General features: G+C 73.4%; 23 protein-coding genes. 3 read left to right on the forward strand and 20 right to left on the reverse strand.

What is annotated here, in order from left to right; translation table 11 throughout:
* Positions 1-8: 8 nt before the first annotated feature.
* The 13 genes from AB5J87_RS07300 to AB5J87_RS07360 all read right to left on the reverse strand — a co-directional run bounded on the left by AB5J87_RS07300 (position 9) and on the right by AB5J87_RS07360 (position 12,001).
* Entirely contained in the window at positions 9-914 is a 906-nt protein-coding gene (locus AB5J87_RS07300) for a glutamate ABC transporter substrate-binding protein (RefSeq protein ID WP_369375244.1), read from the reverse strand.
* Between the two features lie 19 nt (positions 915-933).
* Positions 934-1,677: an amino acid ABC transporter ATP-binding protein gene (locus AB5J87_RS07305; RefSeq protein WP_369375246.1), complete on the reverse strand. Its 744-nt coding sequence runs from the start codon at positions 1,675-1,677 to the stop codon at positions 934-936.
* Between the two features lie 126 nt (positions 1,678-1,803).
* On the reverse strand, positions 1,804-2,238 hold the full coding sequence (locus AB5J87_RS07310; protein ID WP_369375248.1) for a DUF6278 family protein: 435 nt from the start codon (positions 2,236-2,238) through the stop codon (positions 1,804-1,806).
* A gap of 51 nt (positions 2,239-2,289) precedes the next feature.
* On the reverse strand, positions 2,290-3,069 hold the full coding sequence (locus AB5J87_RS07315) for an exodeoxyribonuclease III (protein WP_369375250.1): 780 nt from the start codon (positions 3,067-3,069) through the stop codon (positions 2,290-2,292).
* Positions 3,070-3,099: 30 nt separating this feature from the next.
* Positions 3,100-3,732: an MBL fold metallo-hydrolase gene (locus AB5J87_RS07320; RefSeq protein ID WP_369383420.1), complete on the reverse strand. Its 633-nt coding sequence runs from the start codon at positions 3,730-3,732 to the stop codon at positions 3,100-3,102.
* Positions 3,733-3,761: 29 nt separating this feature from the next.
* Complete coding sequence (locus AB5J87_RS07325; protein ID WP_369375252.1) at positions 3,762-5,135, reverse strand: alpha/beta fold hydrolase; 1,374 nt, start codon at positions 5,133-5,135, stop codon at positions 3,762-3,764.
* Positions 5,136-5,200: 65 nt separating this feature from the next.
* Positions 5,201-5,791, reverse strand: coding sequence for a hypothetical protein (locus AB5J87_RS07330; protein ID WP_369375254.1), 591 nt, complete (start codon positions 5,789-5,791; stop codon positions 5,201-5,203).
* Positions 5,791-6,942: an ROK family glucokinase gene (locus tag AB5J87_RS07335; RefSeq protein WP_369375256.1), complete on the reverse strand. Its 1,152-nt coding sequence runs from the start codon at positions 6,940-6,942 to the stop codon at positions 5,791-5,793. Before AB5J87_RS07335 ends, AB5J87_RS07330 begins: the two co-directional genes overlap by 1 nt.
* Positions 6,943-7,114: 172 nt before the next feature.
* Positions 7,115-7,951 carry an ATP-binding cassette domain-containing protein gene (locus tag AB5J87_RS07340; protein ID WP_369375258.1) on the reverse strand — a complete coding sequence of 279 codons (837 nt, stop codon included), beginning with the start codon at positions 7,949-7,951 and terminating at the stop codon, positions 7,115-7,117.
* The gene (locus AB5J87_RS07345) at positions 7,948-8,997 is read right to left on the reverse strand and encodes an ABC transporter permease (protein WP_369375260.1); all 1,050 of its coding nucleotides are present in this window, start codon (positions 8,995-8,997) and stop codon (positions 7,948-7,950) included. Before AB5J87_RS07345 ends, AB5J87_RS07340 begins: the two co-directional genes overlap by 4 nt.
* Positions 8,994-9,977 carry a sugar ABC transporter substrate-binding protein gene (locus AB5J87_RS07350; protein ID WP_369383421.1) on the reverse strand — a complete coding sequence of 328 codons (984 nt, stop codon included), beginning with the start codon at positions 9,975-9,977 and terminating at the stop codon, positions 8,994-8,996. The genes AB5J87_RS07345 and AB5J87_RS07350 overlap by 4 nt, the downstream gene beginning before the upstream one ends.
* Positions 9,978-10,105: 128 nt before the next feature.
* Positions 10,106-11,119, reverse strand: a complete 1,014-nt coding sequence (locus AB5J87_RS07355; protein ID WP_369375262.1) for a sugar ABC transporter substrate-binding protein — start codon at positions 11,117-11,119, stop codon at positions 10,106-10,108.
* 162 nt (positions 11,120-11,281) lie between these two features.
* Positions 11,282-12,001, reverse strand: a complete 720-nt coding sequence (locus AB5J87_RS07360) for a GntR family transcriptional regulator (protein ID WP_369383422.1) — start codon at positions 11,999-12,001, stop codon at positions 11,282-11,284.
* Positions 12,002-12,156: 155 nt separating this feature from the next.
* On the opposite strand from AB5J87_RS07360, the gene AB5J87_RS07365 reads away from it, so the two are divergent.
* Positions 12,157-13,155: a Gfo/Idh/MocA family oxidoreductase gene (locus AB5J87_RS07365; RefSeq protein ID WP_369375264.1), complete on the forward strand. Its 999-nt coding sequence runs from the start codon at positions 12,157-12,159 to the stop codon at positions 13,153-13,155.
* 72 nt (positions 13,156-13,227) lie between these two features.
* Complete coding sequence (locus AB5J87_RS07370; protein ID WP_369375266.1) at positions 13,228-13,995, forward strand: hypothetical protein; 768 nt, start codon at positions 13,228-13,230, stop codon at positions 13,993-13,995.
* A gap of 10 nt (positions 13,996-14,005) precedes the next feature.
* Here the strand turns inward: AB5J87_RS07370 and AB5J87_RS07375 are convergent, their stop codons facing one another.
* The 5 genes from AB5J87_RS07375 to allB all read right to left on the reverse strand — a co-directional run bounded on the left by AB5J87_RS07375 (position 14,006) and on the right by allB (position 19,845).
* Positions 14,006-15,184, reverse strand: a complete 1,179-nt coding sequence (locus AB5J87_RS07375) for a cytochrome P450 (RefSeq protein ID WP_369375268.1) — start codon at positions 15,182-15,184, stop codon at positions 14,006-14,008.
* A 28-nt stretch (positions 15,185-15,212) separates the two neighbouring features.
* Positions 15,213-15,896 carry a response regulator gene (locus tag AB5J87_RS07380; protein WP_369375270.1) on the reverse strand — a complete coding sequence of 228 codons (684 nt, stop codon included), beginning with the start codon at positions 15,894-15,896 and terminating at the stop codon, positions 15,213-15,215.
* Positions 15,893-17,125, reverse strand: coding sequence for a sensor histidine kinase (locus AB5J87_RS07385; RefSeq protein WP_369375272.1), 1,233 nt, complete (start codon positions 17,123-17,125; stop codon positions 15,893-15,895). The genes AB5J87_RS07380 and AB5J87_RS07385 overlap by 4 nt, the downstream gene beginning before the upstream one ends.
* 262 nt (positions 17,126-17,387) lie before the next feature.
* Entirely contained in the window at positions 17,388-18,503 is a 1,116-nt protein-coding gene (gene alc / locus AB5J87_RS07390; protein ID WP_369375274.1) for an allantoicase, read from the reverse strand.
* Between the two features lie 4 nt (positions 18,504-18,507).
* Complete coding sequence (allB, locus tag AB5J87_RS07395; protein ID WP_369375276.1) at positions 18,508-19,845, reverse strand: allantoinase AllB; 1,338 nt, start codon at positions 19,843-19,845, stop codon at positions 18,508-18,510.
* A 339-nt stretch (positions 19,846-20,184) separates the two neighbouring features.
* On the opposite strand from allB, the gene AB5J87_RS07400 reads away from it, so the two are divergent.
* Positions 20,185-20,985: an IclR family transcriptional regulator gene (locus AB5J87_RS07400; protein WP_369375279.1), complete on the forward strand. Its 801-nt coding sequence runs from the start codon at positions 20,185-20,187 to the stop codon at positions 20,983-20,985.
* A gap of 579 nt (positions 20,986-21,564) precedes the next feature.
* Here AB5J87_RS07400 and AB5J87_RS07405 read toward each other — a convergent pair.
* Positions 21,565-22,299: an ABC transporter ATP-binding protein gene (locus AB5J87_RS07405; protein WP_369375281.1), complete on the reverse strand. Its 735-nt coding sequence runs from the start codon at positions 22,297-22,299 to the stop codon at positions 21,565-21,567.
* Entirely contained in the window at positions 22,296-23,333 is a 1,038-nt protein-coding gene (locus AB5J87_RS07410) for an ABC transporter permease (protein WP_369375283.1), read from the reverse strand. Before AB5J87_RS07410 ends, AB5J87_RS07405 begins: the two co-directional genes overlap by 4 nt.
* Positions 23,334-23,361: the final 28 nt, after the last annotated feature.

Genomic DNA, 23,361 nt, shown 5'->3' on the forward strand with positions numbered 1-23,361 from the left:
GCGGGGCCTCAGCTCGCCGGGTAGCGGTCGATGGGCGGGGCGGGCGCGGCCTTGCGTCCCGACAGGCCGAGCGTGGCGTCGTACGCCTTCTGCCAGTCGCCGTTCTTCTCGTGGGCCGCGATGGCGTCGTCCAGGGCGAAGCGCAGGGCGTTGTCCCCGCGCGGCACACCGATGCCGTACGGCTCCTTGGAGAACGGCTTGCCGACCACCTTGAGCTCGTCGGGCACCTTGGCCGCGTACCCGCTGAGGATGGTGTCGTCGGTGGTGACGGCGGCGACCTGGTAGGTCAGCAGATTGTCCACACAGACGGAGTACGTGTCGTACGCGACGAGTTCGGCCTTCGGGTAGTCCTTCTGGATGCGCTGGTACGGGGTGGAGCCCGCGGCCGAGCAGACGCGCTTGCCGTCGAGGTCCTGGGGGCCGTCGATGTCGTTCTCGTCGGTGCGCACCAGCAGGCCCTGGCCGGCCAGGTAGTAGGGCCCGGCGAAGCCGACCAGCTTCTTGCGGTTGTCGTTGATGGTGTAGGTGCCGACGTAGTAGTCGACCTGGCCGTTCTGCAGGGCGGTCTCGCGGTTGGCGGAGGCGATCGTCCGGAAGTCGACGGTCGCCGGGTCGAAGCCGAGCGAGGCGGACATCATCTTGGCGATCTCGATGTCGAAGCCCGAGTAGACGCCGGTGGCCGGATCCTTCTCGCCCATGTACGGCTGGTCCTCCTTGGCGCCGACGACCAGGTGCCCGCGCTTCTTGGCCCGCCGCCACACCGAGGAGTCGGGCAGCGTGAAGCCCGTCATCACCTGGTAGCGGGGCAGCCGGTCGGCCTTGGGGCCCTTGACCGGCGGGCTGCCCGACTTGCCGCAGCCGGCGGCGGCCAGGACCAGCGCCAGCGCGGCCAGCGCGCGTCGCGTACGCGTCATCGTTGCGTCCACTCCCCGTTCAGTGCTTGAGGATCTTGGAGAGGAAGTCCTTGGCCCGGTCGCTGCGCGGGTTGGTGAAGAACTCTTCGGGGGTGCGGTCCTCGATGATCTTTCCGTCCGCCATGAACACGACGCGGTTGGCGGCCGAGCGGGCGAAGCCCATCTCATGGGTGACGACGACCATGGTCATGCCGTCGCGCGCCAGCTGCTGCATGACCTCCAGGACCTCGTTGATCATCTCCGGGTCCAGCGCCGAGGTCGGCTCGTCGAAGAGCATGACCTTCGGATCCATCGCCAACGCGCGCGCGATGGCCACGCGCTGCTGCTGGCCGCCGGACAGCTGCGCGGGGAGCTTGTCGGCGTGGGCGGCGAGGCCGACCCGGTCCAGGAGTTCGCGCGAGCGCCGGTCGGCCTCGTCCTTCTTGCGGCCGCGGACCTTGATCTGCGCGAGCGAGACGTTGGCGAGGACGGTCCGGTGCGCGAAGAGGTTGAACGACTGGAAGACCATGCCGACCTCGGCGCGCAGCCCCGCGAGCCCCTTGCCCTCCTCGGGCAGGGGCTGTCCGTCGATGGAGATGGTGCCCGACTCGATGGTCTCCAGCCGGTTCATCGTCCGGCACAGGGTGGACTTGCCCGAGCCGGACGGGCCGATGACGACCACCACCTCCCCGCGTCCGACGGTCAGGTCGATGTCCTGGAGGACGTGCAGCTTCCCGTAGTACTTGTTGACGTCACGCAGCTCGATCAACGGATCGACGGCCATACGCTGTCCTGCCCACTCATCGCTGTGTCGAGGTCAGCGCAAACTATCCAGCCCGGAAAGGGACTTCACCTCGACACGCACGAACAGGACATAAACCGTATTTTGGGTCGGGTGGCGGCCGGGCCCTCAGATCTCCGCCGCCTCCGCGTACACCTGCGAGAGTTCGGGCGTCCCGCCCGCCGCCCACTGCGTCCCGGCGTCCACCACGTCGACCTCGCGGCCGGAGGCGAGCCGCACCACCGGCTGCCCGCCCGGCCACACCTGCCAGGAGGCGCCCTCGACCGTGCGGACCAGGACCGTACCCAGGTAGAGGCCCGCGTCATTGCCCAGCCAGGGCAGCTCCTCCGGGTCGTCGCGCCAGCGCGGCGGCAGCTGGTCGAGGGCGGCCAACGAGGCCGGGGTGTCGTCCAGTTCGAGCCCGGCCTGCTGGGCCCGCACCCGGAGCAGCTCGCACTCCGCGAGCAGCTCCCCCACACCCTCCGGATCCGTCTCCACCGCCTCGGCGAGCGCCGCCGTCCGCTGCGAGCCGTGCCGCTTGCGCCAGTTGTCCAGGATGTTCATGCCGCCAGCGTCCCACCGGCGGCGAGCCGCGCACCACTGGGCGCGCGGATATCAGATCTCCAGATCGACGACCACGGGCGCGTGGTCGGACGCGCCCTTGCCCTTGCGCTCCTCGCGGTCCACATAGCTGTCCTTGACCGCCTCGGCGAACGGCGCGTTGCCGTACACCAGGTCGATGCGCATGCCCCGGTTCTTGGGGAAGGCGAGCTGGCGGTAGTCCCAGTAGGTGTACGGCCGGTCGTACTTGAGGGGGCGGGGCACCACGTCCGACAGGCCCGCCCCGCGCAGCGCGGCGAGCGCCGCCCGCTCGGCCGGGGTGACATGGGTCTGCCCCTCGAACGCCGTCACGTCGAACACGTCCTCGTCGGTGGGGGCCACGTTGAAGTCGCCGAGCACCGCGAACGGGCGCTCGCCCGCCGCGTCCTCGGCGACGGCCGCCTTCAGGGCCTCGAACCAGGCCAGCTTGTACGCGTAGTGCCCGTGGCCGACCTCCCGGCCGTTCGGCACGTACACCGACCACAGGCGGACGCCGCCGCAGGTCGCCGAGATGGCGCGGGGCTCCAGGACCTCCTCGAAGCCCGGGTCGCCGGGCAGGCCCGTGACCACGTCGGCCAGGCCCACCCGGGAGACCAGCGCCACCCCGTTCCACCGGCCCGTCGCGTGCACCGCGGACTCGTAGCCCAGCTCCCGCAGCTCGGCCGCGGGGAAGCCCTCGGCGGTGGTCTTGGTCTCCTGGATGCACAGCACATCCGTGCCGCTGTTCTCCAGCCAGGCCAGGAGACGGGGCAGCCGGGCGGTGATCGAGTTGACGTTCCAGGTCGCGATGCGCATGTCCGACAGCCTAACGGCGGGGTCGGACAGTCACAGTTCCACGGACTCCCCGGGCGTCATCCGGGCGTGCTCCGAGCCGCCGAGTCCGCCGATCTGGCGGTCGTAGATCGGCCGGGCGAGATCGGTCAGGAGCGCGTCGTGGATGTCGATCGCCCGGCGCGGCCGGACCTCCCGCACATAGTCGATCACCTCGGAGATCTTGCTCCAGGGCGCCATCACCGGCAGCATCAGCGTGTCCACCGGGTGGTCCGGGACGGTCAGCGCGTCGCCGGGGTGGAAGACCGAACCGTCCACCAGATAGCCGACGTTGGTGATGCGCGGGATGTCCGGGTGGATCACCGCGTGCAGCTCGCCGTGGACCTGGACCTCGAACCCGGCGGCCCGGAAGGCGTCGCCGTGGCCCACGGTGTGCACGCGGCCCGGGAAGGCCGCCGAGATCCGTTCGGCGACGCTGCGCAGCGTCCAGATCTCGGCGCCCGGGTTCGCCTCCATCCCGGCCCGCAGCCGGTCCTCGGCGAAGTGGTCCGGGTGCTCGTGGGTGATGAGGACGGCGTCCGCGCCGAGCGCGGCGTCGGCCTCGCTGAAGGCACCCGGGTCGATGACCAGCGTCCGGCCGTCCTTCTCCAGCCGGACGCACGCGTGGCTCTTCTTGGTCAGCTTCAGGCTCATGCACCCATCCTGCTACGCCCGGCTCAGGGCTGCGGGGTGGTCTCCTCGCGGATCACCGCGCCCGCCGCCCGGAAGGCCGCGCCCGCCGCCGGGACGCCGCAGTACACGGCGGTCTGCAGCAGCACCTCCCGGATCTCCTCGGGGGTCAGCCCGGCCCGCAGGGCGGCCCGGGTGTGGTCGCCGATCTCGTCCCGGTGGCCGCCCGCGACCAGGGCGGTGAGCGCGACGACGGCCCGGGTGCGCCGGTCGAGCCCGTCCCGGGCCCACACCTCGCCCCAGGCGTAACGGGTGGCGAGCTCGTCGAAGTCGCCGGTGAAGCCGTCGGCGCCGGCGGTCTCGGCGTCCACGCGCGCGTCCCCGAGGACCTCGCGCCGCAGCCGCATGCCCGTCTCGTACGGGTCGGGGCGCGCGGGCTCCACGGGCCCCGGGGCGGGCACGGCGGCCACGGCGGCCGGCGGGACCGGCACGTGCAGGGTCCCCGGCGCCTGCACGGCCTGCGGGCCCCGGAGCGCCGGAACCGGCGGCGCGGGGGGCGCAGCGACCGGTCCGGCGGGCGGCGCGGGAACCGGCTGGGGGGTCTCCTGCCAGGCGGTGGAGAAGTGCCGCACCAGCAGGTCGGTGACGGCCCCGGGCTGTTCCACCGGGGCGAGGTGGGCGGCGCCGGGGACCACCGCGAGCCGGGCGTCGGGGATCCCGGCGACCAGGGTGCGGGCCTCGCCGGGGCCGGTGACCCGGTCCTCGGCCCCGGCCAGGACCAGGGTGGGGACGCCGATGCGGCCGAGGTCGGCGCGGACGTCGAAGGCGGCCAGCGCCTCGCAGGCGGCGATGTAGCAGCCGGGGTCGGTGGTGCGGACCATCTGCACGGCCCAGTCGACGATGGCGGGCTGGGCGGCGGCGTACGCGGGGGTGAACCAGCGCTCGGGGGCGCTGCGGGCCATCGGGTCCATGCCGTTGCTGCGGACGACGACCCCGCGCTGGCGGTACTCGTCGGCGGTGCCGAACCGGGGCGAGGCGGCGATCAGGGCCAGCGAGGCGAGCCGCCCCGGGTGCCGCAGGGCCAGGTCGGCGCCGACGGCCGCGCCGATCGCGCTGCCCGCGTATCCGAACCGCCCCACGCCCAGCCCGTCCAGGGTGGCGACCAGCCGGTCGGCGAGCTCGCCGACGGAGGCGGCGGGCTGCGCGGGGGCGCCGCCGTGCCCGGGCAGATCGAACCGCACGATGCGCCGGCTCTGGGCGAGCTCGGGTATCTGGCGGTCCCACATGTGCCAGGTCGTCCCCAGCGAGGGTCCGAGGACCAGCACGGGGGCGTCGTCGGGACCGTCGATCCGGTACTGGAGGGTCGGGGCCCCGGCGGGCTCGGGCGTCTCGGTCAGTGGTGTCTCGGTCGCATCGCTCACTCGCTCCAGACTAGTGAGCGGACCGCCACGCTCCGGTCAGGGGGTCGCGATCGGCCCTCGTACCGTCAGGGCGTGGCCGTGGAGACCACGAACACCGCCGGGTTGTCCGGGTCGGTCTCGTCCACCGTGATCTCCTGCGTGGGCAGGGGGTCCTTCTGGGCGTGGCGGGTGCCCGCCCAGTCGTGGCCGGAGGGGAAGGACCAGCCGACCGCCGAGGCGTCGGAGGCGCCGATGGAGACGGCGCCGGGGCGCAGCGCCGCCGTGCTGGTGCCGGATTCCTTGAGGAACTCCGCGAGCCCGGCCGCATTGGTCCGGAACTGCACGTACAGCTTGCTGACCCGCCAGCTGTTGGTCTCGTAGTACTTGACGTCGGTGGCGTTGGACGGGACCGGCACGTCGTAGATGCGGCGCTGGGTCTTGGACGGCCAGTCGTTCTGCAGGCCGGTCGCCGAGGCTTCCGCCTCCTTGTCGCGCCCGCTGTCGCGGCTCTGCCCGGCGGAGATCGCCAGGTATCCGGCCGGGACGCCGATCAGCAGCACGATGATGATCGCGGTGAGCCAGCGGCGGCGCAGCATGTGGCGGCGGTCCTCCGGGGCCGGACCGTGGTCCGGCGGCGGGGACTGGCGCGGCACGGCGGGCCGCTCCGCGGGGGCCATCACGGGGCGTCCGGGGTGGTGCGGGCGGTGCCGGAGCGGCGTACGGCCTCGGCGACCTGGGCGTACCGCTCGTAGCGCTCGACGCGGCGGCGGTTGGCGCGGCGGAAGCGGCGGGCGACCAGCCGGGCGAGGTCGGCGGCGCCGACCATGCCGGCCTCGGGACCCAGCTGCGCCTTGGCGATCCGGGCCTCGGGCCGGTAGCCGCGGCCGGTCAGCTGGCGCTTGAAGGCGTCCCGGGCCGGGCCGATCAGCAGGTCGTCGGCGGCGCTGACGCCGCCGCCCACCACGAAGCAGGACGGGTCGAGGGCGGCGGCCAGATTGGCGATGCCGACGCCCAGCCACTGGCCGATGTCCTGGAGCAGCTCCACGCACATGGCGTCGCCCTCGCGGGCCAGCTCGGTGATCAGGGGCCCGGTGATGTCGGGGATGTTGCCCTTGACCCGCTCCAGGATGTTGTACGCGACCGGGGAGTCGGCCACGGCGAGCTCACGGGCCTCGCGGACCAGCGCGTTGCCCGAGCTGTACTGCTCCCAGCAGCCGCGGTTGCCGCACGGGCAGCGGTGGCCGCCGGGCACCACCTGCATGTGGCCGAACTCGCCCGCCACCCCGTACTTGCCGCGCTTGACCCGGCCGTCCTCCAGGATCGCGCCGCCGATGCCGGTCCCCAGCGTGATCATGACGAGGTGGTCCTCGCCGCGCCCGGCGCCGAAGCGCCACTCGGCCCAGGCGGCGGTGTTGGCGTCGTTGTCGACCATGACCGGGACCGCGAGGCGGGCCTGGAGGGCGTCGCGCAGCGGCTCGTTGCGCCAGGCGAGGTGCGGGGCGAAGAGGATGGTGCTGCGGTCGGCGTCGACCCAGCCGGCCGCGCCGATGCCGACGGCGTGCACGTCGTGCCGGTCGGAGAGGTCCAGGACCAGCTCGGTGATGGTGTCCTCGACGACCTTGGGGCTCTTGGACTTGTCCGGCGTCTCGGTGCGGATCTTCTCCAGGATGTTCCCGTCGGCGTCGACCACGCCCGCCATCACCTTGGTGCCGCCGATGTCGATGCCGACGGTGGGCACCCGGGGCGCGGTCAGATGGGAGCGGCGCTCGCGGGTGCCGACGGTGCGCAGGACGGTGGCCCGGGCGGAGCCCCGGTAGGAGTTGTTCATCGGGCCGTACCCCTTCGCGTCGGGAGGGGGGTGTCCTGGAGTGCTCGCACGACTGGAGTCGTCCCTGGAGGTCTCGGGGAGCCGGGGTGGCCGGCGGCGGACGGCGCCCGCCGTGCCCGATTCTGCCACCCCGGCCCGGACCGGACCTCGTGCGCCTCCGCCGCCCCGCCCGCTACGGGGCCTCGGCGCCGGGGCCCTCGGCCGGCGGCGTGCCGGGGGCGCGCTGGAGCTCGTGGCTCAGCTCCTCCAGCTCGCTGCCGCCCGCCATCTGGCGGGTGAGCTCGTCCAGGGTGATCCCGCTGCGCAGATGGCTGCCGGTCATCGTGCCGCGCTTGAGCAGGACGAAACGGTCGCCGACGAGATAGGCGTGGTGCGGGTTGTGGGTGATCAGGACCACGCCGAGGCCCGCGTCACGGGCGGCGGCCACGTACTTGAGCACCACCCCGGACTGCTTCACGCCGAGCGCCGCGGTCGGCTCGTCCAGGACGAGGACCTTGGCGCCGAAGTGGACGGCGCGGGCGATCGCCACGCACTGGCGCTCGCCGCCCGACAGGGTGCCGATGGGCTGGTCCACGTCGCGCAGGTCGATGCCCATGCGCAGCAGCTCCGCACGGGTGGTGCGGCGCATCAGCTCGACGTCCAGGCGCTTGAACGGGCCCGCGCCCCTGGTGGGCTCGGAGCCGAGGAAGAAGTTGCGCCACACCGGCATCAGCGGGACGACGGCGAGGTCCTGGTAGACGGTGGCGATGCCGCGGTCCAGCGCCTCGCGCGGGTTGCCGAACGAGACGTCCTCGCCGTCGATGCGGAAGGCGCCCGCGTCATGGCGGTGCAGCCCTGCGATGATCTTGATGAGGGTGGACTTGCCCGCGCCGTTGTCGCCCAGTACGCAGGTGATCTCGCCCGCGTGGACCTCCAGGGAGACGCCTTCGAGGGCGCGGATGTTGCCGTAGTACTTGCTGACGTCGTCGAGCTGCACCAGGGCGCTCTCGGTCACGGTCGCTTCCGTCATGCCGTCGCCTCCGCCCGCTTGCGCACCCAGGCGTTGAGCAGGGTGGCCAGCAGGAGCATCGCTCCCAGGAAGAACTTGAACCAGTCCGGGTTCCACTCCGCGTACACGATGCCCTTGCTGGTCATGCCGAAGATGAAGGCACCGACCGCGGAGCCGATCGCCGAGCCGTAGCCGCCGGTGATCAGACAGCCGCCGATGACGGCCGCGATGATGTAGATCAGCTCGTTGCCGACGCCCTCGCCGGACTGGACCACGTCGAACGAGAAGAGCAGGTGCTGGCCGGAGATCCAGGCGGCGAAGCCCACCCCCATGTACAGCCCGATCTTGGTCTTGTAGACCGGCACGCCGACCGCGCGGGCCGCGTCGGCCCCGCCGCCCACCGCGAAGATCCAGTTGCCGAACCGGGTCCGCAGCAGGATCCAGGTGGCGAGCGCCACCAGGGCGAACCACCACAGGATGGTGACCTTGAGGTCGACGGAGCCGATGGACAGCTGGGAGGCGAACACCTTCTTCGCCGAGGAGAAGCCCTCCATGTCGGCGATGGACTTGGTGGAGACCGTGCCGCTGATGAGCTTGGTGAAGCCCAGGTTGAGGCCGGTCAGCATCAGGAAGGTGCCGAGCGTGATGATGAAGCTGGGCAGTTTGGTACGGGTCAGCATGAAGCCGTTGAAGGCGCCGACGGCCAGCGTGGTCAGCAGCGAGACCCCGACGCCGACCCAGACGTTGGCCGTCATCTGGTAGCTGAACATCGACGACACCAGCGCGGACGTGGTGACCAGGACGCCGGCCGACAGGTCGAACTCGCCGCCGATCATCAGCAGCGCCACCGGCACCGCCATGATGCCGATGGTGGACGCCGCGTACAGCACGGTCGAGAGGCTGGAGGCGCGCAGGAAGCTGTCGGCGACGACCGAGAAGAAGACGAAGACGGCGAAGGCGCCGACGACCGAGCCGAGCTCGGGGCGGCCGAGCAGTTTGCGCAGCGCCGACCGCCGGATCAGCCGCTCGTCCGCGGGGGCGGCGGGCGCGGGTGTGGTGGCGGTCATCGGGTCCCCCGCTTCGTGTACTCCTCCAGCTTCGCGGCGGCGTCCTTGGTGATGATCTGGGGGCCGGTCAGCACCGGCAGGCCGCCGCCCAGCACATCGGCGTTGTACTTGTAGAGCCAGAGCAGGTCGACCGCCTCGTACCCCTGGAGGTAGGGCTGCTGGTCGACCGCGAAGCCGAGGGTGCCGTCCTTGAGCTCGGCGGCGACCTTGGCGTTCAGGTCGAAGGTGTCGATCTCGGCGGAGCTGCCCGCGGAGTTCCTCGCCTTGACGGCGGTGTCGGCGAACGGCGCGCCCAGCGTCACCACGGCGTCGATGGACTTGTCCGCCTGGAGCTTGGCCTCGATGGAGGACTGGACGTCGGGCATGTTGGTGCCGGTGACGTAGAGGTTCTGGACCTCGCCCTTGAAGGACTTCTTGGTGCCCGCGCAGCGCTGCTCGTGGCCCACGTTGCCCTGCTCGTGCAGGACGCAGAGCGCCTTCTTGCGGCCCCGCTTGTTGAGCTCCTCGCCGACGGCCTCGCCCGCGATCGACTCGTCCTGGCCGATGTGGGTGAGCGCGCCGAACTCCTTGGACTTCTCCGAGCCCGAGTTCACCGTGATGACCGGGATCCCGGCCTTCTCGGCCTTGGCGACGACGTCCTTCATGGCGTCGGGCTTGGCGAGCGTGACGATGATGCCGTCGACGCGCTGGTCGATGGCGGTCTGCACGAACTGCGCCTGCTGCTGTCCCTGGTCGCTGTGCGAGTAGAGGAAGTCGATGTTGTCCTTGACGGCGGCCTGCTTGGCGCCGTTCTGCACGATGTCCCAGAAGGTGTCGCCGTCGCCCGAGTGGGTGATCATGGCGATCTTCCAGCGGGGGGTGTTCACCGCCGCCTTGCCCTGCGCCGCGGCGGCCTTGCGCGCGTCCTCGGCGCGCTTGCCCCCGGTGCTGCTGCATCCCACCAGGGAAGCACCGAGCACCGCCGCCAGCACCGCGCCCATCGCGCGTACCCCTGTCCGAACCCTTGCCACGACGCCGTGCTCCTCTTGCTGTACTCCCAGGTGCGCCCGGGACTGGTGTGGACCTGCCCCGGCCGCCCAAGTATGGGTCACGCGAGGTCGGCGGCGGATCATCGGGTACCGCGTGCGGTGTACTTCTCCAGCGTCGGCACGTCCTTCGCGGTGACGATCGCGGGCCCGGTGAGGACCGGCCTGCCGCCGCCGACGACATCGCCGTTGGTCTTGTTGAGCCACAGTTCGTCGACCGCCAGATACCCCTGGAGATAGGGCTGCTGGTCGACCGCGAAACCGATCTCCTCGGCCTTGAACTGCTTGATCACGGCCGCGTTGAGGTCGAAGGTGTCGACCTCGGCGGAGCTGCCCGCGTCGCCCTTGGCCTTGACCGCGGCGGCGGCCATCGGCGCGCCGAGCGTGACCACCGCGTCGATGGCCGCTCCCCGGGAGCCCGCCTGGAGTTTCGCCTCGATGGAGGACGTGGCGGCGGGCGTGTTGGTGCCGTCGACGTTGAGGTTCTCGACCGATCCCCCGAACGTCTTCTTCACCCCGGCGCAGCGCTCTTCCAGCGACACGTTGCCCTGCTCGTGGATGACGCAGACGGCGTTCTTCTTGCCGCGCGCGTTGAGCTGCTCGCCGACCGCCTCGCCCGCGACGCCCTCGTCCTGGCCGATGTGGCCGAGGGCGCCGAGCTCCTTGGAGTACTGGGCGCCGGAATTGATCGTGACGACCGGGATGCCCGCCGCGACCGCCTTCTTCACCACGTCCCGGACGGCCTCGGGCTTGGCCAGGGTGACCACGATCCCGTCGACCTTCTGGTCGATGGCCGCCTGGACCAGCTGCGACTGCTGCTGGCCCTCCTTGTTCGCCGAGTAGAGGAAGTCGACGTTGTCCTTGGCGGCGGCCTGCTTGGCGCCGCTCTGCACGATGTCCCAGAAGGTGTCGCCCTCGCCCGAGTGGGTGATCATCGCGATCTTCAGCCGGGGGGTGGAGACACCCTTGCCACCGCCCCCGGCGTCCTTCGCCCCCTCCTCGGAGTTCTTGCCGCCGGAGGAGCTGCATCCGGCGACCGTGAGCACCAGCGCACCGGCGACCGCCGCCGCCGTGGCCGCCCCGCGGGGTATGCGCATGGGTTCCGCCTTCCGTCCCGGCCGCCGGGTTGCGGCACGTGAGTTCTAGCGGTGGCCCGTGAAGGCGTCAATACTTTGTCCGAACATTCTTACGCGGAGATCGGCCGCCGAAGCCGCGCGCGTCGGGGCGGCCGGCGCAGCGGACGCCGGGGGCGCGGGCCGTCACGGCCGTACGAGCAGCTGGAACTCGAAGGCGTACCGCGAGGCCCGGTAGACATGGGCGGCGAACTCCACGGCCCGGCCGGTGTCGTCGAACGTGGTGCGCTCCATGGTCAGCAGCGGCGCGCCCGCCTCCTCGGCCAGCAGCTCCGCCTCCGCCGCGTCCGCCGCCCGCGCCCCCACCGACTGGCGGGCGCTGTGCAGGGTGATGCCCGCGCCCCGCATCAGCCGGTACAGACCGGTGGCCTCCAGCTGCGCGGTGTCGAGGGCGAGCAGCCCGGTCGGCAGGTGGTTGCGGAGCCGGGCCATCGGCTCGCCGTGGGCGTAGCGCAGCCGCTCCACCAGGTGGACGTCGTCGCCCTCGGCCACCCCGAGGGCCGCCGCCACCTCGGCGGTGGCCGGTTCCAGGGTGTTGCGCAGCACCTTGGTGGCGGGCTTCTGCCCGGCCGCCTCCAGGTCGTCGTAGAGGCTGCTCAGCTCCAGCGGGCGCTTGACCTGGCTGTGCACCACCTGGGTGCCCACGCCCCGGCGGCGGACCAGGAGCCCCTTGTCGACCAGGGCCTGGATGGCCTGGCGGACGGTCGGGCGGGACAGGCCGAGGCGGCCCGCCAGCTCGATCTCGTTGCCGAGGAGGCTGCCGGGCGTCAGGGCGCCGCGCTCGATGGCCGCCTCCAGCTGCTGGGAGAGCTGGAAGTAGAGCGGGACCGGGCTGGTGCGGTCCACGCCGAGCTGGAGCGGCGCGGCGGGCTCCGGCACGGTTCTGGGCTGCTTGGACACGGGGCGAGCGTAGTGCGCGGAACATGTTGACGGGAAGTCCGGAAGTTCGATTGTCATGACAAACGGTTGACAGGACGAGCCGCCGCCGTCACCTTTTGGCCATGCGCATCGGACTCATCGGAACGGGACGCATCGGTTCCTTCCACGCGGAGGTCCTCGCCGGTCACCCCGAGGTCGCGGAGCTCGTGCTGGCGGACGCCGACCCGGCGCGCGCCGCCGCGACCGCCGCCCGGACCGGGGCGCGCGCCACCACGGTCGACGGGCTCTTCACGGCGGCCCCGGACGCGGTGGTGATCGCCTCGGCGACCGCCGCGCACGCCGGGCTCGTCGCCCGCGCGGCCCGCGCCGGGCTCCCCGCGTTCTGCGAGAAGCCGATCGCCCTCGACCTGGCGGGCACGCTCGCGGCGCTGGAGGAGGTGGAGAGCGCGGGGACCGTGCTGCAGATCGGGTTCATGCGGCGCTTCGACGCCGGGTACGCGGCGGCCCGCGCACTGGTGCGGTCCGGCCGGCTGGGGCGGCTGCACACCGTACGGGCCGTGACGAGCGACCCGGCGCCGCCGCCCGCCGGCTATCTGCCGCTCTCCGGCGGCCTCTACCGGGACTGCCTGGTCCACGACTTCGACGCGCTGCGCTGGGTGACCGGCCGCGAGGTGCGCGAGGTGTACGCGGCCGGGTCGGACGCCGGGCCCGCGATGTTCCGCGCGGCGGGGGACGTCGACACGGCCGCCGCGCTGCTCACCCTGGACGACGACACCCTGGTGACGGCGACCGCGACCCGCTGCAACGGCGCGGGCTACGACGTGCGGATGGAACTGGCCGGGGAGCTCGACCAGTTCGCCGTCGGGCTCGGCGACCGCACCCCGCTCACCCCGGCCGAGCCGGGGGCGCCCGCGCCCGCCGGACGGCCGTGGTCCGGCTTCCTGGAGCGGTTCGCCCCCGCCTACCGGGCCGAGCTCGCCGCCTTCGTCGACGTGGTGCGGGGCGAGGCCGCCAATCCGTGCGACGGCCGGGAGGCGCTGCACGCGCTGCGCGTCGCCGAGGCGTGCGAACGCTCCCGGCGCGAACGCCGCCGGGTCGCCCTGGCCGAGTTCACCGGCTGACGGGCCCACCTCGGCGCTCCCCGGGCCCGCCGGGCTTCTACCCTGGTGGCAGCGAGGGGAGGTGCGGTGCCGATGCGCTGGTGGTTCATGGGGATGGTGCGCCCGGGCGCGCCCGCGGGGCGGAAGTGGGAGCCGTCCAAGGAGGAGCAGCAGCGGGTCCTGGACGAGTGGGCGACGGCCCGGGAGCGGCTGGAGCGGCTGGTGTCGGCCCGGGTCACGGCGGTGGGCGACGTGCTGCGCGCCGCCGAACTCCCGCTGGAGCACCCGGCGCAGCGCCCCCGGCCCGGCTGGGACGCGCCCGCCGAGCACGACTACGGCTGGGTCCTCGACGCGTTCCAGGCCGCGGGCAAGCTGCTCGACGAGGCCGCGGACCTGCCGGACCTGGCCGCCGCGGCGGTGCTGGCCGAGCGCGCGCTCGTACGGTTCGCGGCCCTGCACGCCCGCCGCGCCGGGCAGCAGGCGCCCCGGGCGCCGGAGCGCTGCTACTACAACCCGCTGCACGCCGCCGCCGAGCACACCGGCCCGCCGCCGCGCAAGCAGCACCGCGAGCGGGCCCGGCGCCGGACCGGGCCGCGCGAGGCGGCGGCCGACCGCCGTCCGGCCTGCCCGTCGTGCCGCCGGGCGATCCTGGCGGGCCAGCAGCCGGACGTGCTGCCCGCGCTGGTGCCGGTGAAGGTGTCGCGGCTGCGCACCGCCCGGATGCTGGTGCCCTACTACTCGGTGCCGCAGCAGTGGTCGCTGTGGTCGGTGTCGGTGTGCGGCGCCTACGGCGACGAGTGGCCCTCGCTGGTGCTGCGCGGCGAGCACCGCCGCAGGGCGGCGGCGGCCCGCAAGGCGTGAGCGCGGCGCCTCACCAGCGCACGGGCAGATGCCGCACGCCCCGGATCAGCATCCCGGGCAGCCACTCCAAGGGTCCCTGGCCCGCGGCGAGTTCGAGCCCGGGGGCGCGCTCCAGCAGGGTGCGCACCGCGATCCGGCCCTCCATCCGGGCCAGCGGGGCGCCCAGGCAGAAGTGGATGCCGTGGCCGAAGCCGAGGTGGCTCTGCGGGGCGCGCCGGATGTCGAAGCGGTCCGGGTCGGGGTAGCGGGCCGGGTCGCGCCCGGCGGAGGCGAGACCGACCAGCACCGGCGCCCCGGCCGGGATCACGGTCCCGCCGCACGCGACGTCCTCGCGCGCGAAGCGGTACGTGGCCGTCTCCACCGGGCCGTCGTAGCGCAGCATCTCCTCGATCGCGCCGTCGATCCGCCCGTCGAAGTCGGCCCGCAGCAGGGCCAGTTGGTCCGGGTGGCCGAGCAGTGTCCGTACGCCGTTGGAGATGAGGTTGACGGTGGTCTCGTGGCCCGCGACCAGCAGCAGGAAGGCCATGCCGATGAGCTCTTCCGTGGAGAGCTTGTCGCCGTCCTCGTGGTGGGTGCGGATCAGCGCGCTCATCAGGTCGTCGGCGGGCCGGGTGGCGCGCTTGTCCTCGATGAGCCCGACCAGATAGGCGCTCATCTCCAGGGCCGAGGCGTTGCCGTCGCCGTCGGTGGGCGCGACGGCCTCGTTGGAGAGTCTGCGGAAGGTCTCCCGGTCCAGGTCCGGCACGCCGAGCAGTTCGCAGATGACGGTCATGGGCAGCGGGAAGGCGAACGAGTCGACCAGGTCGGCCGTGCGGCCCGGGGCGGCCAGCATGGCGTCGAGCAGCCCGTCGGTGATCTCCTGGACGCGCGGGCGCAGCGCCTCGATCCGGCGCGGGGTGAACTCCCGCGCCACCAGCTTGCGCAGCCGGGTGTGCTGCGGCGGGTCCGAGTCGAGCATGTTGGCGCTGACGGCGGTGAGGTCGTCGGGGTCGGCGATCGTCCGCCAGTCCTTGGAGAACCGGCCGTCGGCGAGCGCGGCCCGCGCCTCCTCGTACCCGACGATCAGCCACACCTCGTCCATCTCGTGGGTGCGGACGCGGTGCACCGGCCCTTCCGCGCGCAGCTTCGCGTAGTACGGATACGGGTTGGCGGTGAAGTCCTCGTGGTCGCGCAGGTCGACGAACGGCATGGCGGTGTTCCCCCTCCGGTGGTCGGCTTCAGCGTACGTCGCCGTCCTCGTCGAGGAGCCCGGCGTCATGGACGAGGAGTGCGATCTGGACACGGTTGTTCAGGCCGAGCTTGGCCAGGACCCGCGAGACGTGCGTCTTCACGGTGGGCACGCTGAGGAAGAGCGCGGCGGAGATCTCCGCGTTGGACTGGCCCCGGCCGACGGCCACCGCCACCTCCCGCTCGCGCTCGGCGAGTTGCGCGATCCGCGCCCTGGCCCGGGCGCCCCGGTCCGCGCCGGACGCCTCCGGGGCGTGGGCGACCTGGCGCATCAGCTGGCGGGTGACGGCCGGGGAGAGCACCGGTTCGCCCGCCGCCACCCGGCGCACCGCGGCGACGATCTCGGCGGGCGCGGTGTCCTTGAGGACGAACCCGGCGGCCCCGGCGCGCAGCGCCCGTACCACCTGGTCGTCGGCGTGGAAGGTGGTCAGGACGAGGACCTCGGGCGCGTCGGGGCGGGCGCGCAGCGCCTCGGTGGCGGTGAGCCCGTCCACGGTCGGCATCCGGATGTCCATCAGCACCACGTCCGGGCGGAGCCGGTCGACGAGCGCGGCGACCTGGGAGCCGTCGGACGCCTCCCCCACGATCTCCAGGTCGTCGGAGCCGCCGAGCATGAAGCTGAGTCCCGCGCGGACGAGGGGGTCGTCGTCGACGACGAGGAGCCGGATGGTCATGAGGGCCACGGTAGCCAGGCCCGGACCTCGAACCCGCCACCGGGCGTGGGCCCGTGGGCCAGCCGCCCGCCCGCGAGGGTGGCGCGCTCGGTCAGTCCGATCAGCCCCTGCCCCGACCCGGGCACCCTCGGCACCTCCCCGACCGGCGCCGGATTGCGCACCTCCACGGCGAGCCCCTCGCCCGGGCTGCCGGTGACGGTGACGGTGACCTCGGCGCCGGGGGCGTGCTTGCGGGCGTTGGTGAGGGCCTCCTGCGCGATGCGGTAGGCGTTGCGCCCGGTGGCCACCGGGACGGTCCCGGGGTCCCCGACCGCGCTGTCCAGGGTGACCTTCATCCCCGCCTCGCGGGACTCGGCGACCAGCGCGTCCAGGGTGGCCAGCGTCGGCTGGGGCCGGTCCTCGGCGCCCTCGTCGGGGCTGCGCAGCACACCGATGATCTGGCGCAGGTCCTGGAGGGCCTCGTGGGCGCTGTCGCGGATGACCCCGGCGGCCCGCGCGACCTCGGCCGGGGGCGCGTCCGGGCGGAACTCCAGCGCGCCCGCGTGCACGCTGAGCAGGGTGAGCCGGTGGGCCAGCACGTCGTGCATCTCGCGGGCGATGGCCTCGCGGGCGAGGCGCTGGGCGTTCTCGGCGCGCAGCGCGGCCTCCTCCTCGGCGCGCACGGCCCGCTCGCGCAGCGCCACCACCAGCTGGCGCCGGGCGCGCACCAGCATGCCCCAGCCCATGACGAGCAGGACCAGCACCGTGCCGGTGACCGCGTTGGCCAGCAGACTGGCGTGCGGGTCGGGGCGCACCACGGGCTGGAGCACCGAGCTGACCACCGCGACGGCGCCGACCACGGCGACGGCGGGCTTGAGCGGCCGGTGCACGGCCAGGCTGAACAGGGCCACCAGCAGCGCCCCGGAGGTGACCGGGGCGAAGACGGTGACGACGACGAGCACCGAGGCGAGCTGTACGGGCCACCGGCGGCGCACCCAGACGGTGCAGCAGGCGAGCACCCCCACCAGCTGGTCGGCCGCCTTGAGGGCCTCGGGGTAGTCGGCGGCCTGGCTCATGGCGTCGGCGGTGAGCATGCCGATCAGGACGGCGCAGAGGAAGGCGCAGGTGTCGACGGCCCAGTCCCGTACGGTACGGCGCGGCCGGCCGCGGTCGGAGCGGTCGCCCGGCAGTTCGGGGGCGACGACGGCGGACGGCAGGAGCCAGCGGTACTCGGGACCAGCACGTGTCATGCCGTCCAAGCTACGCAGGTCAGGGGCGGCGCGGCGGGTTCCGGCCGGGGCGCGCTACCAAAGTCGCACGGGTCGAGACTTTCGCCGCGGCGGTCGGGCCCGAAGGCCGACGCGGGGCGCTCCGCCGGTGGTGCGGTGCTTTCGGCCGCGGACCGTGCCGGGTCGCCCCCATCGGCTGTACCGCGGGGCGCCCCGGTATCGGCTGTATCGCGGGGCGCCCCGGTGCTGTCGGACGGGGCGCCCCGCGCAGGGGCGGGTGTCGTCAGCCGCCCAGCTCCTGGTGGCGGGCGTTCAGCCGGGCCGCGCCGTCGCTCGTCAGCGAGCCGAACAGACGCAGGCGGGAGATGCCGCCGTCGGGGAAGATGTCGATGCGTACGTGCGTGGCGACCGCCGGGGCGTCGAGCACGAACCGGTGGTTGGTGTCGGGCTGCAGCCGGGTGCGGGGCAGGACCTCGCGCCACTCGCCGGACTCCCCGTCGCGGACCGAGAGCGCCGCCCAGCCCGCCGAGTTGCCCTTGAGGTAGGCCGTGTCGATCTCGACCGCGCGGATCTCGGACTGCGCCGCCAGCTGGTAGCGGATCCAGTCGTTGCCCTTGTCGCGGCGGCGCCGGGTCTCCCAGCCGTCGTCCATCTTGCGGGAGCGGCCCGGCTGGATGGTGTTGGTGGCGGGCGAGTAGAAGCGGTCCGAGGCGTCCTCGACCCGGCCGCCGTTCTCCAGCGCCGCGAGGTCGAAGGTGCCGAGGACGGCGAGCCACGCCGGGTCCGGGGCGACCTCGCCGTACACGCGCAGCCGGGCGATGCCGCCGTCGGGGTGCTGGTTGACCCGCAGATGGGTGAAGCGCTGCTCGACGTCGACGGCGAAGCCGTTGGCCGCGTGGCCGCCGACCGCCGTACGGGGTACCAGCGTCACCCACTTCACGTCGTCGGCCAGCAGGTCCTCGGGCGACGGGGAGCCCGCGACCGAGGCGGCCTCGACGGAGACGGCCTGCGGGTAGTTGCCCCGGAAGTGGGCGGTGTCGACGACGATGCCGCGCACCACGCCGGGGGCGCCGAGGCGCACCAGCGCCCAGTCGTGGTCCTCGTCGGTGGGGTGCGGCACGGCGGCCGAGACACCGCGCCGGCGGCGGGTCTCCCAGCCGTCCATGATCTTGCCCTTGTGGCCGAAGTGCTCGGGGTCGAACTCGGCGGCCCCGGGCTTCAGCAGGTTCTCGCGCTCGGCGAAGAACTCGTCGTTGGCGGCGACGACGCCCGCGCCCAGACGGCGGTCGGCGAGGTCGGCGTGGTGCGTGAACGGGAAGTCGGCCGTGCGGTAGTCCGCGTACGGGTCGCCGCCCCCGTACGGGCTGGCGTCACCGGTGAAGGAAGGGATCTCGCTCACGGTTTCAGTGGTTCCTTTCGAGCAGGCGGCCGGTGGGCTCGGTGAGGGTGCCGTCCTGCTGGATGCGCTCGCCGCGCAGCCAGGTCGACTTGACGACACCGTGCAGGGTCTTGCCCGCGTACGCGGTGACGCGGTTGCGGTGCTGGAGGGCGGCGGGGTCGACGGTGAAGGTCGCGTCGGGGGCGAGGACGGCGAAGTCGGCGTCGCGGCCCGCCTCGATGGCGCCCTTGCGCTCCAGGCCGACCAGCCCGGCGGTGGCGGAGGACATCCAGCGGACCACGTCGTCGAGGGTGTGCCCGCGCCTGCGCGCCTCGGTCCAGACGGCCGACAGGCTCAGCTGGAGGCCGGAGATGCCGCCCCAGGCGGTGGCGAAGTCCTCGGTCTTGAGGTCGGCGGTGGACGGCGAGTGGTCGGTGACGACGCAGTCGATGGTGCCGTCGGCGAGCGCGGCCCACAGCAGGTCCTGGTTGGCGGCCTCGCGGATCGGCGGGCAGCACTTGAACTCGCTCGCCCCGTCCGGGACTTCCTCGGCGGTGAGGGTGAGGTAGTGCGGGCAGGTCTCCACGGTGAGCTCGACGCCCTCGCGCTTGGCGGCGGCGATCACCGGCAGCGCGTCGGAGGAGGACAGGTGCAGGATGTGCACCCGGGCGCCGACCCGCTTGGCGGCGGCGATCAGCGACTCGATGGCCGTGTTCTCGGAGACGCGCGGGCGGCTGGCGAGGAAGTCGGCGTACCTGGGGCCGGGCGTGCTGGGCGCGGCGGCCAGCTCGTGCGGGTCCTCGGCGTGCACGATCAGCAGCCCGCCGAAGCCCGCGATCTCGGCGAGCGACTGGGCCAGCTGGTCCTGGTCCAGCTCGGGGAACTCCGCCACGCCGGAGGGCGACAGGAACGCCTTGAAGCCGAAGACGCCGGCGTCGTGGAGCGGACGCAGGTCCTTGACGTTGTCGGGCAGCGCGCCGCCCCAGAAGCCGACGTCCACGTGCGCCTTGGCGCGGGCGACCTCCTGCTTGACGCGGAGGTTCGCCACCGTGGTGGTCGGCGGCAGCGAGTTGAGCGGCATGTCGACGAGGGTGGTGATGCCGCCCGCGGCGGCGGCCCGGGTGGCGGTCCAGAAGCCCTCCCACTCGGTGCGGCCCGGGTCGTTCACGTGCACGTGGCAGTCGACCAGACCGGGCAGGAGCACGTCGTCGCCGAAGTCCTCAAGGCGCGCCCCGGCGGGCACCTCGGCGTCGTACGGCAGCACGGCCGCGATCACTTCGCCCGCGACGGCGACCGAGGCGGGGCGGGTGCCCTCGGGGGTGATGACGCGCGTGGAGCGCAGTACCAGGTTGACGTCGGACACCCGAGCCCTCACTTCCGCGATGGAGTGCACGTCCGCGGTGGCGAGGGCCCCGGCGGAGTGCGACGAGCAGAATTCAACGAACTGTTGAAGGAGTCTTCACGCCGATCAGGGAGCCGTCAAGGGTGTCCCGGGTCCGGGAACGGCCAACGGCGCGGGTCTTGGAGGTTTCCACAGAATGGAATTAGACTTTCACTTCCCAGAATGTAGCTATCGCCACCGGGTGTCCCCACGGAACGGACAATCCCGCTCTGACCGGCCAGGACGCCCCACGTACGCACTGTACGGCGAAGAACACACAGGTAGGCTGCTGCCTCGCCTGCCAGCTGAAAGGACCGCGCCGTGCCGACGTCCAGCGCCAGCACCACCGACGCCTCCAAGCCATCCGCCGCGAGCGGTGGCGTCCAGTCCCTGGAGCGCGCCTTCGACCTTCTGGAGCGGATGGCCGACGCCGGGGGCGAGGTCGGCCTCAGCGAGCTCTCCGCGAGCAGCGGTCTGCCGCTCCCGACCATCCACCGGCTGATGCGTACGCTCGTGGCCTGCGGCTATGTCCGCCAGCAGGCCAACCGGCGGTACGCGCTCGGCCCGCGCCTGATCCGCCTCGGCGAGTCCGCGTCGCGACTCCTCGGCACCTGGGCGCGGCCGTACCTCGCCCGGCTCGTCGAGGAGACCGGCGAGACGGCCAACATGGCGCTGCTCGACGGCGACGAGATCGTCTATGTGGCGCAGGTGCCCTCCAAGCACTCCATGCGGATGTTCACGGAGGTGGGGCGGCGGGTGCTGCCGCACTCCACCGGCGTGGGCAAGGCGCTCCTCGCCCACACCCCGCCGGAGGAGGTACGGGCCCTGCTCGCCCGTACCGGCATGCCCGCGGCGACCGAGAAGACCATCACCACGCCCGAGGGGTTCCTCGACGCGCTGGAGCAGGTGCGGCGGGCGGGGTACGCGGTGGACGACAACGAGCAGGAAATAGGAGTCCGGTGCCTCGCGGTGTCGGTGCCGAACTCCCCGACGGCCGCCGCCATCTCCATCTCCGGCCCGGCCGGACGGGTGACGGAGGCGGCGACGGAGAAGATCGTGCCGATCCTGCAGGGGGTGGCGGAGGAGCTGTCCGCGGCGCTGGCGAGCACGGGGCAGGTCTGAGGAAGCCCTCGACGCGAGACCGCCACCCGGAGGGCGGCCCGGCCCCCCCTCCGAACGCGCCCCTGCCCCCGCCCGGGGCAGCTCCCGCGCCGACGGCCCGGGCCCCCTCCGGGCACGCACTTTCGCCTGCGGCCCGGGACCCCTTCCCGACACGGCCGTTCGCCCGCGGCGCGGGGCTCCCTCCGACTGAGTGCCTCGCACCTGCGGCCCGGCGGGAGCCTCTCCGAGTGCGGTGCTTCGTCTGCGGGCCGTGGCGTGCTGGTCGCGCAGTTCCCCGCGCCCCTAGGACGGTGGGTGGCTGCGCCGGCCATCCCTTTGCGGCCCGGCGGGGCCTGAGCGCGCAGTTCCCCGCGCCCCTAGGAGGGCCCTCCGGGCCCATCTCCAGGGGCGCGGGGAACTGCGCGAGAAGCGACCACGCCCCGCAGCCGACCGAGGGTTTCCAGGGGCGCGGGGAACTGCGCGAGGAGCGACCACGGCCCGCGGACGAAGACCGGCCCGAAAGGGGCGCGGGGAACTGCGCGACCCCCACCGGCCCGCAGACGAAGACCCGGTCAAAAAGTGGCGCGGGGAACTGCGCGGCTAGGTCCCGGCGGGCCGCAGGCCGAGGTGCGCGGGCACGGCTGCCCGCGGCGGGGCTTCCAGGGCCGCCAGACGACCGTCCCGCACCTCCACCACCTCGTCCACCCGCCCCAACTGACCGACGTCATGCGTGACCAGCACCGTCGCGGTACCCCGCTCACGGGTGAGCCGGATCAGCAGATCGAGCACGGCCGCGCCCCGCGCGTGATCGAGCGCGCTGGTCGGCTCGTCCACCAGCAGCACCGCCGGTGAGTTCATCAGCGCCCGAGCGATGTTGACCCGCTGCCGCTGCCCCCCGGACAGCTGGTGCGGACGCCGCCCCGCACGGTCCGCGAGCCCGACCGCGTCGAGCAGTTCGAGCGCCCGCGCCCGCGCCGCGCGCGGCGGCGTACCCGCCAGCCGGGCCATCACCTCCAGCTGCTCGGCGGCCGTCAGCGACGGCAGCAGGTTCGGCTGCTGGAAGACGATCCCCACCCGTTCCCGCCGCAGCGCGGCCCGCTCGGCCGCGCGCAGCTGCCCCGTCTCCGCCCCGGCGACCACCACCCGGCCCCGGTCGGGCGCGATCAGCGTCGCCGCCACGGCGAGCAGACTGGACTTGCCCGAGCCCGACGGGCCCACGCACGCCGTCACCGTCCCGGCGGGCACCGCCAGGGACACCTCGTCCAGGGCGGTGAGCCGCCCGTCCCCGTCGGGATACGTCAGCGTCACTCCGTCGAGCAGCAGCGGCACGGTCATCGGGCACTCCCCAGCGCGGTCAGCGGGTCGACGGCGGTGATCCGCCGGACGGACAGGGCGGCGCCGAGCACGCCGAGGACGATCAGGACGAGCGCGGGGACCAGCGTGGTGCGGAGGTCGAGGACGAACGGCACGGCCCCGTCGATGAGCCCTCCGGCCAGCGCCGCGAGCCCGGAACCGGCCGCGGTCCCGGCGCACAGCATCAGCACGGCCTGGCCCAGCGCGTCCCCCAGGAGGTACGGCGTGGACGCGCCCAGCGCCTTCAGCACGGCGATGTCCCCGCTGCGCTGGATCGTCCACACCGTGAAGAACGCCCCGACGACCAGCGCCGAGATGACGAAGAGGAAGCCGCGCATCAGCTGGAGCGAGCCGTTCTCGGCCCGGTAGGACGGCAGGGCCGACAGCGCGCCGTCCAGGGTGCGGGTGGTGGTGCCGAGCGCCCGGTCCGCCGCCGTCAGGTCGACGCCGTCGCCGAGGGTCAGCGCCACCACCGTGGCGGGCGCCCCGGGTGCCAGCGCCGTCCAGACGACGGGGGTGTGGCTGTACGCGTCCTCGCCGCGCACCGCCGAGACCGTCAGGGCCCGTCCTGCGACGACGACCGTGTCCCCCTCGGCCGCCCGCAGCTTGTCCGCCGCGCCCCGCGACAGGACGACGGCCCCCTCCCGTACGGGAGCCGGGCCGGAGCCGGGCCGGACGGCGAAGACCGACACCGCCTCGGTGCGCTCCCCCGCCTTCGCGTTCACCGTGGAGATCGCGACCGGCTCCGCGCCGCGCACACCGGGCACCCGGGCCCAGCCGTCCCGGACGGACGGCGCCAGGACCGAGCTGGTGAACGACACCGCACGGCCGCCCGGCGGCGCCGCGAAGGCGAGCCGGTCGGCGGGCAGCGCGAGCACGGCCGAGGTGTTGTCCCGGGCGAGCCCGGCGGTGAGTCCCGACAACAGCCCGACCAGCAGGGTGATGAGCACCACCACCGTGCCCATCAGTGCGAACCGGCCCTTGGCGAACCGGAGATCTCTCCAGGCGACGAACATGGCTCCAGCCTCGCGGGCCGGGGCCCGC

The organism is Streptomyces sp. cg36, from assembly GCF_041080675.1.
Lineage (GTDB): Bacteria > Actinomycetota > Actinomycetes > Streptomycetales > Streptomycetaceae > Streptomyces.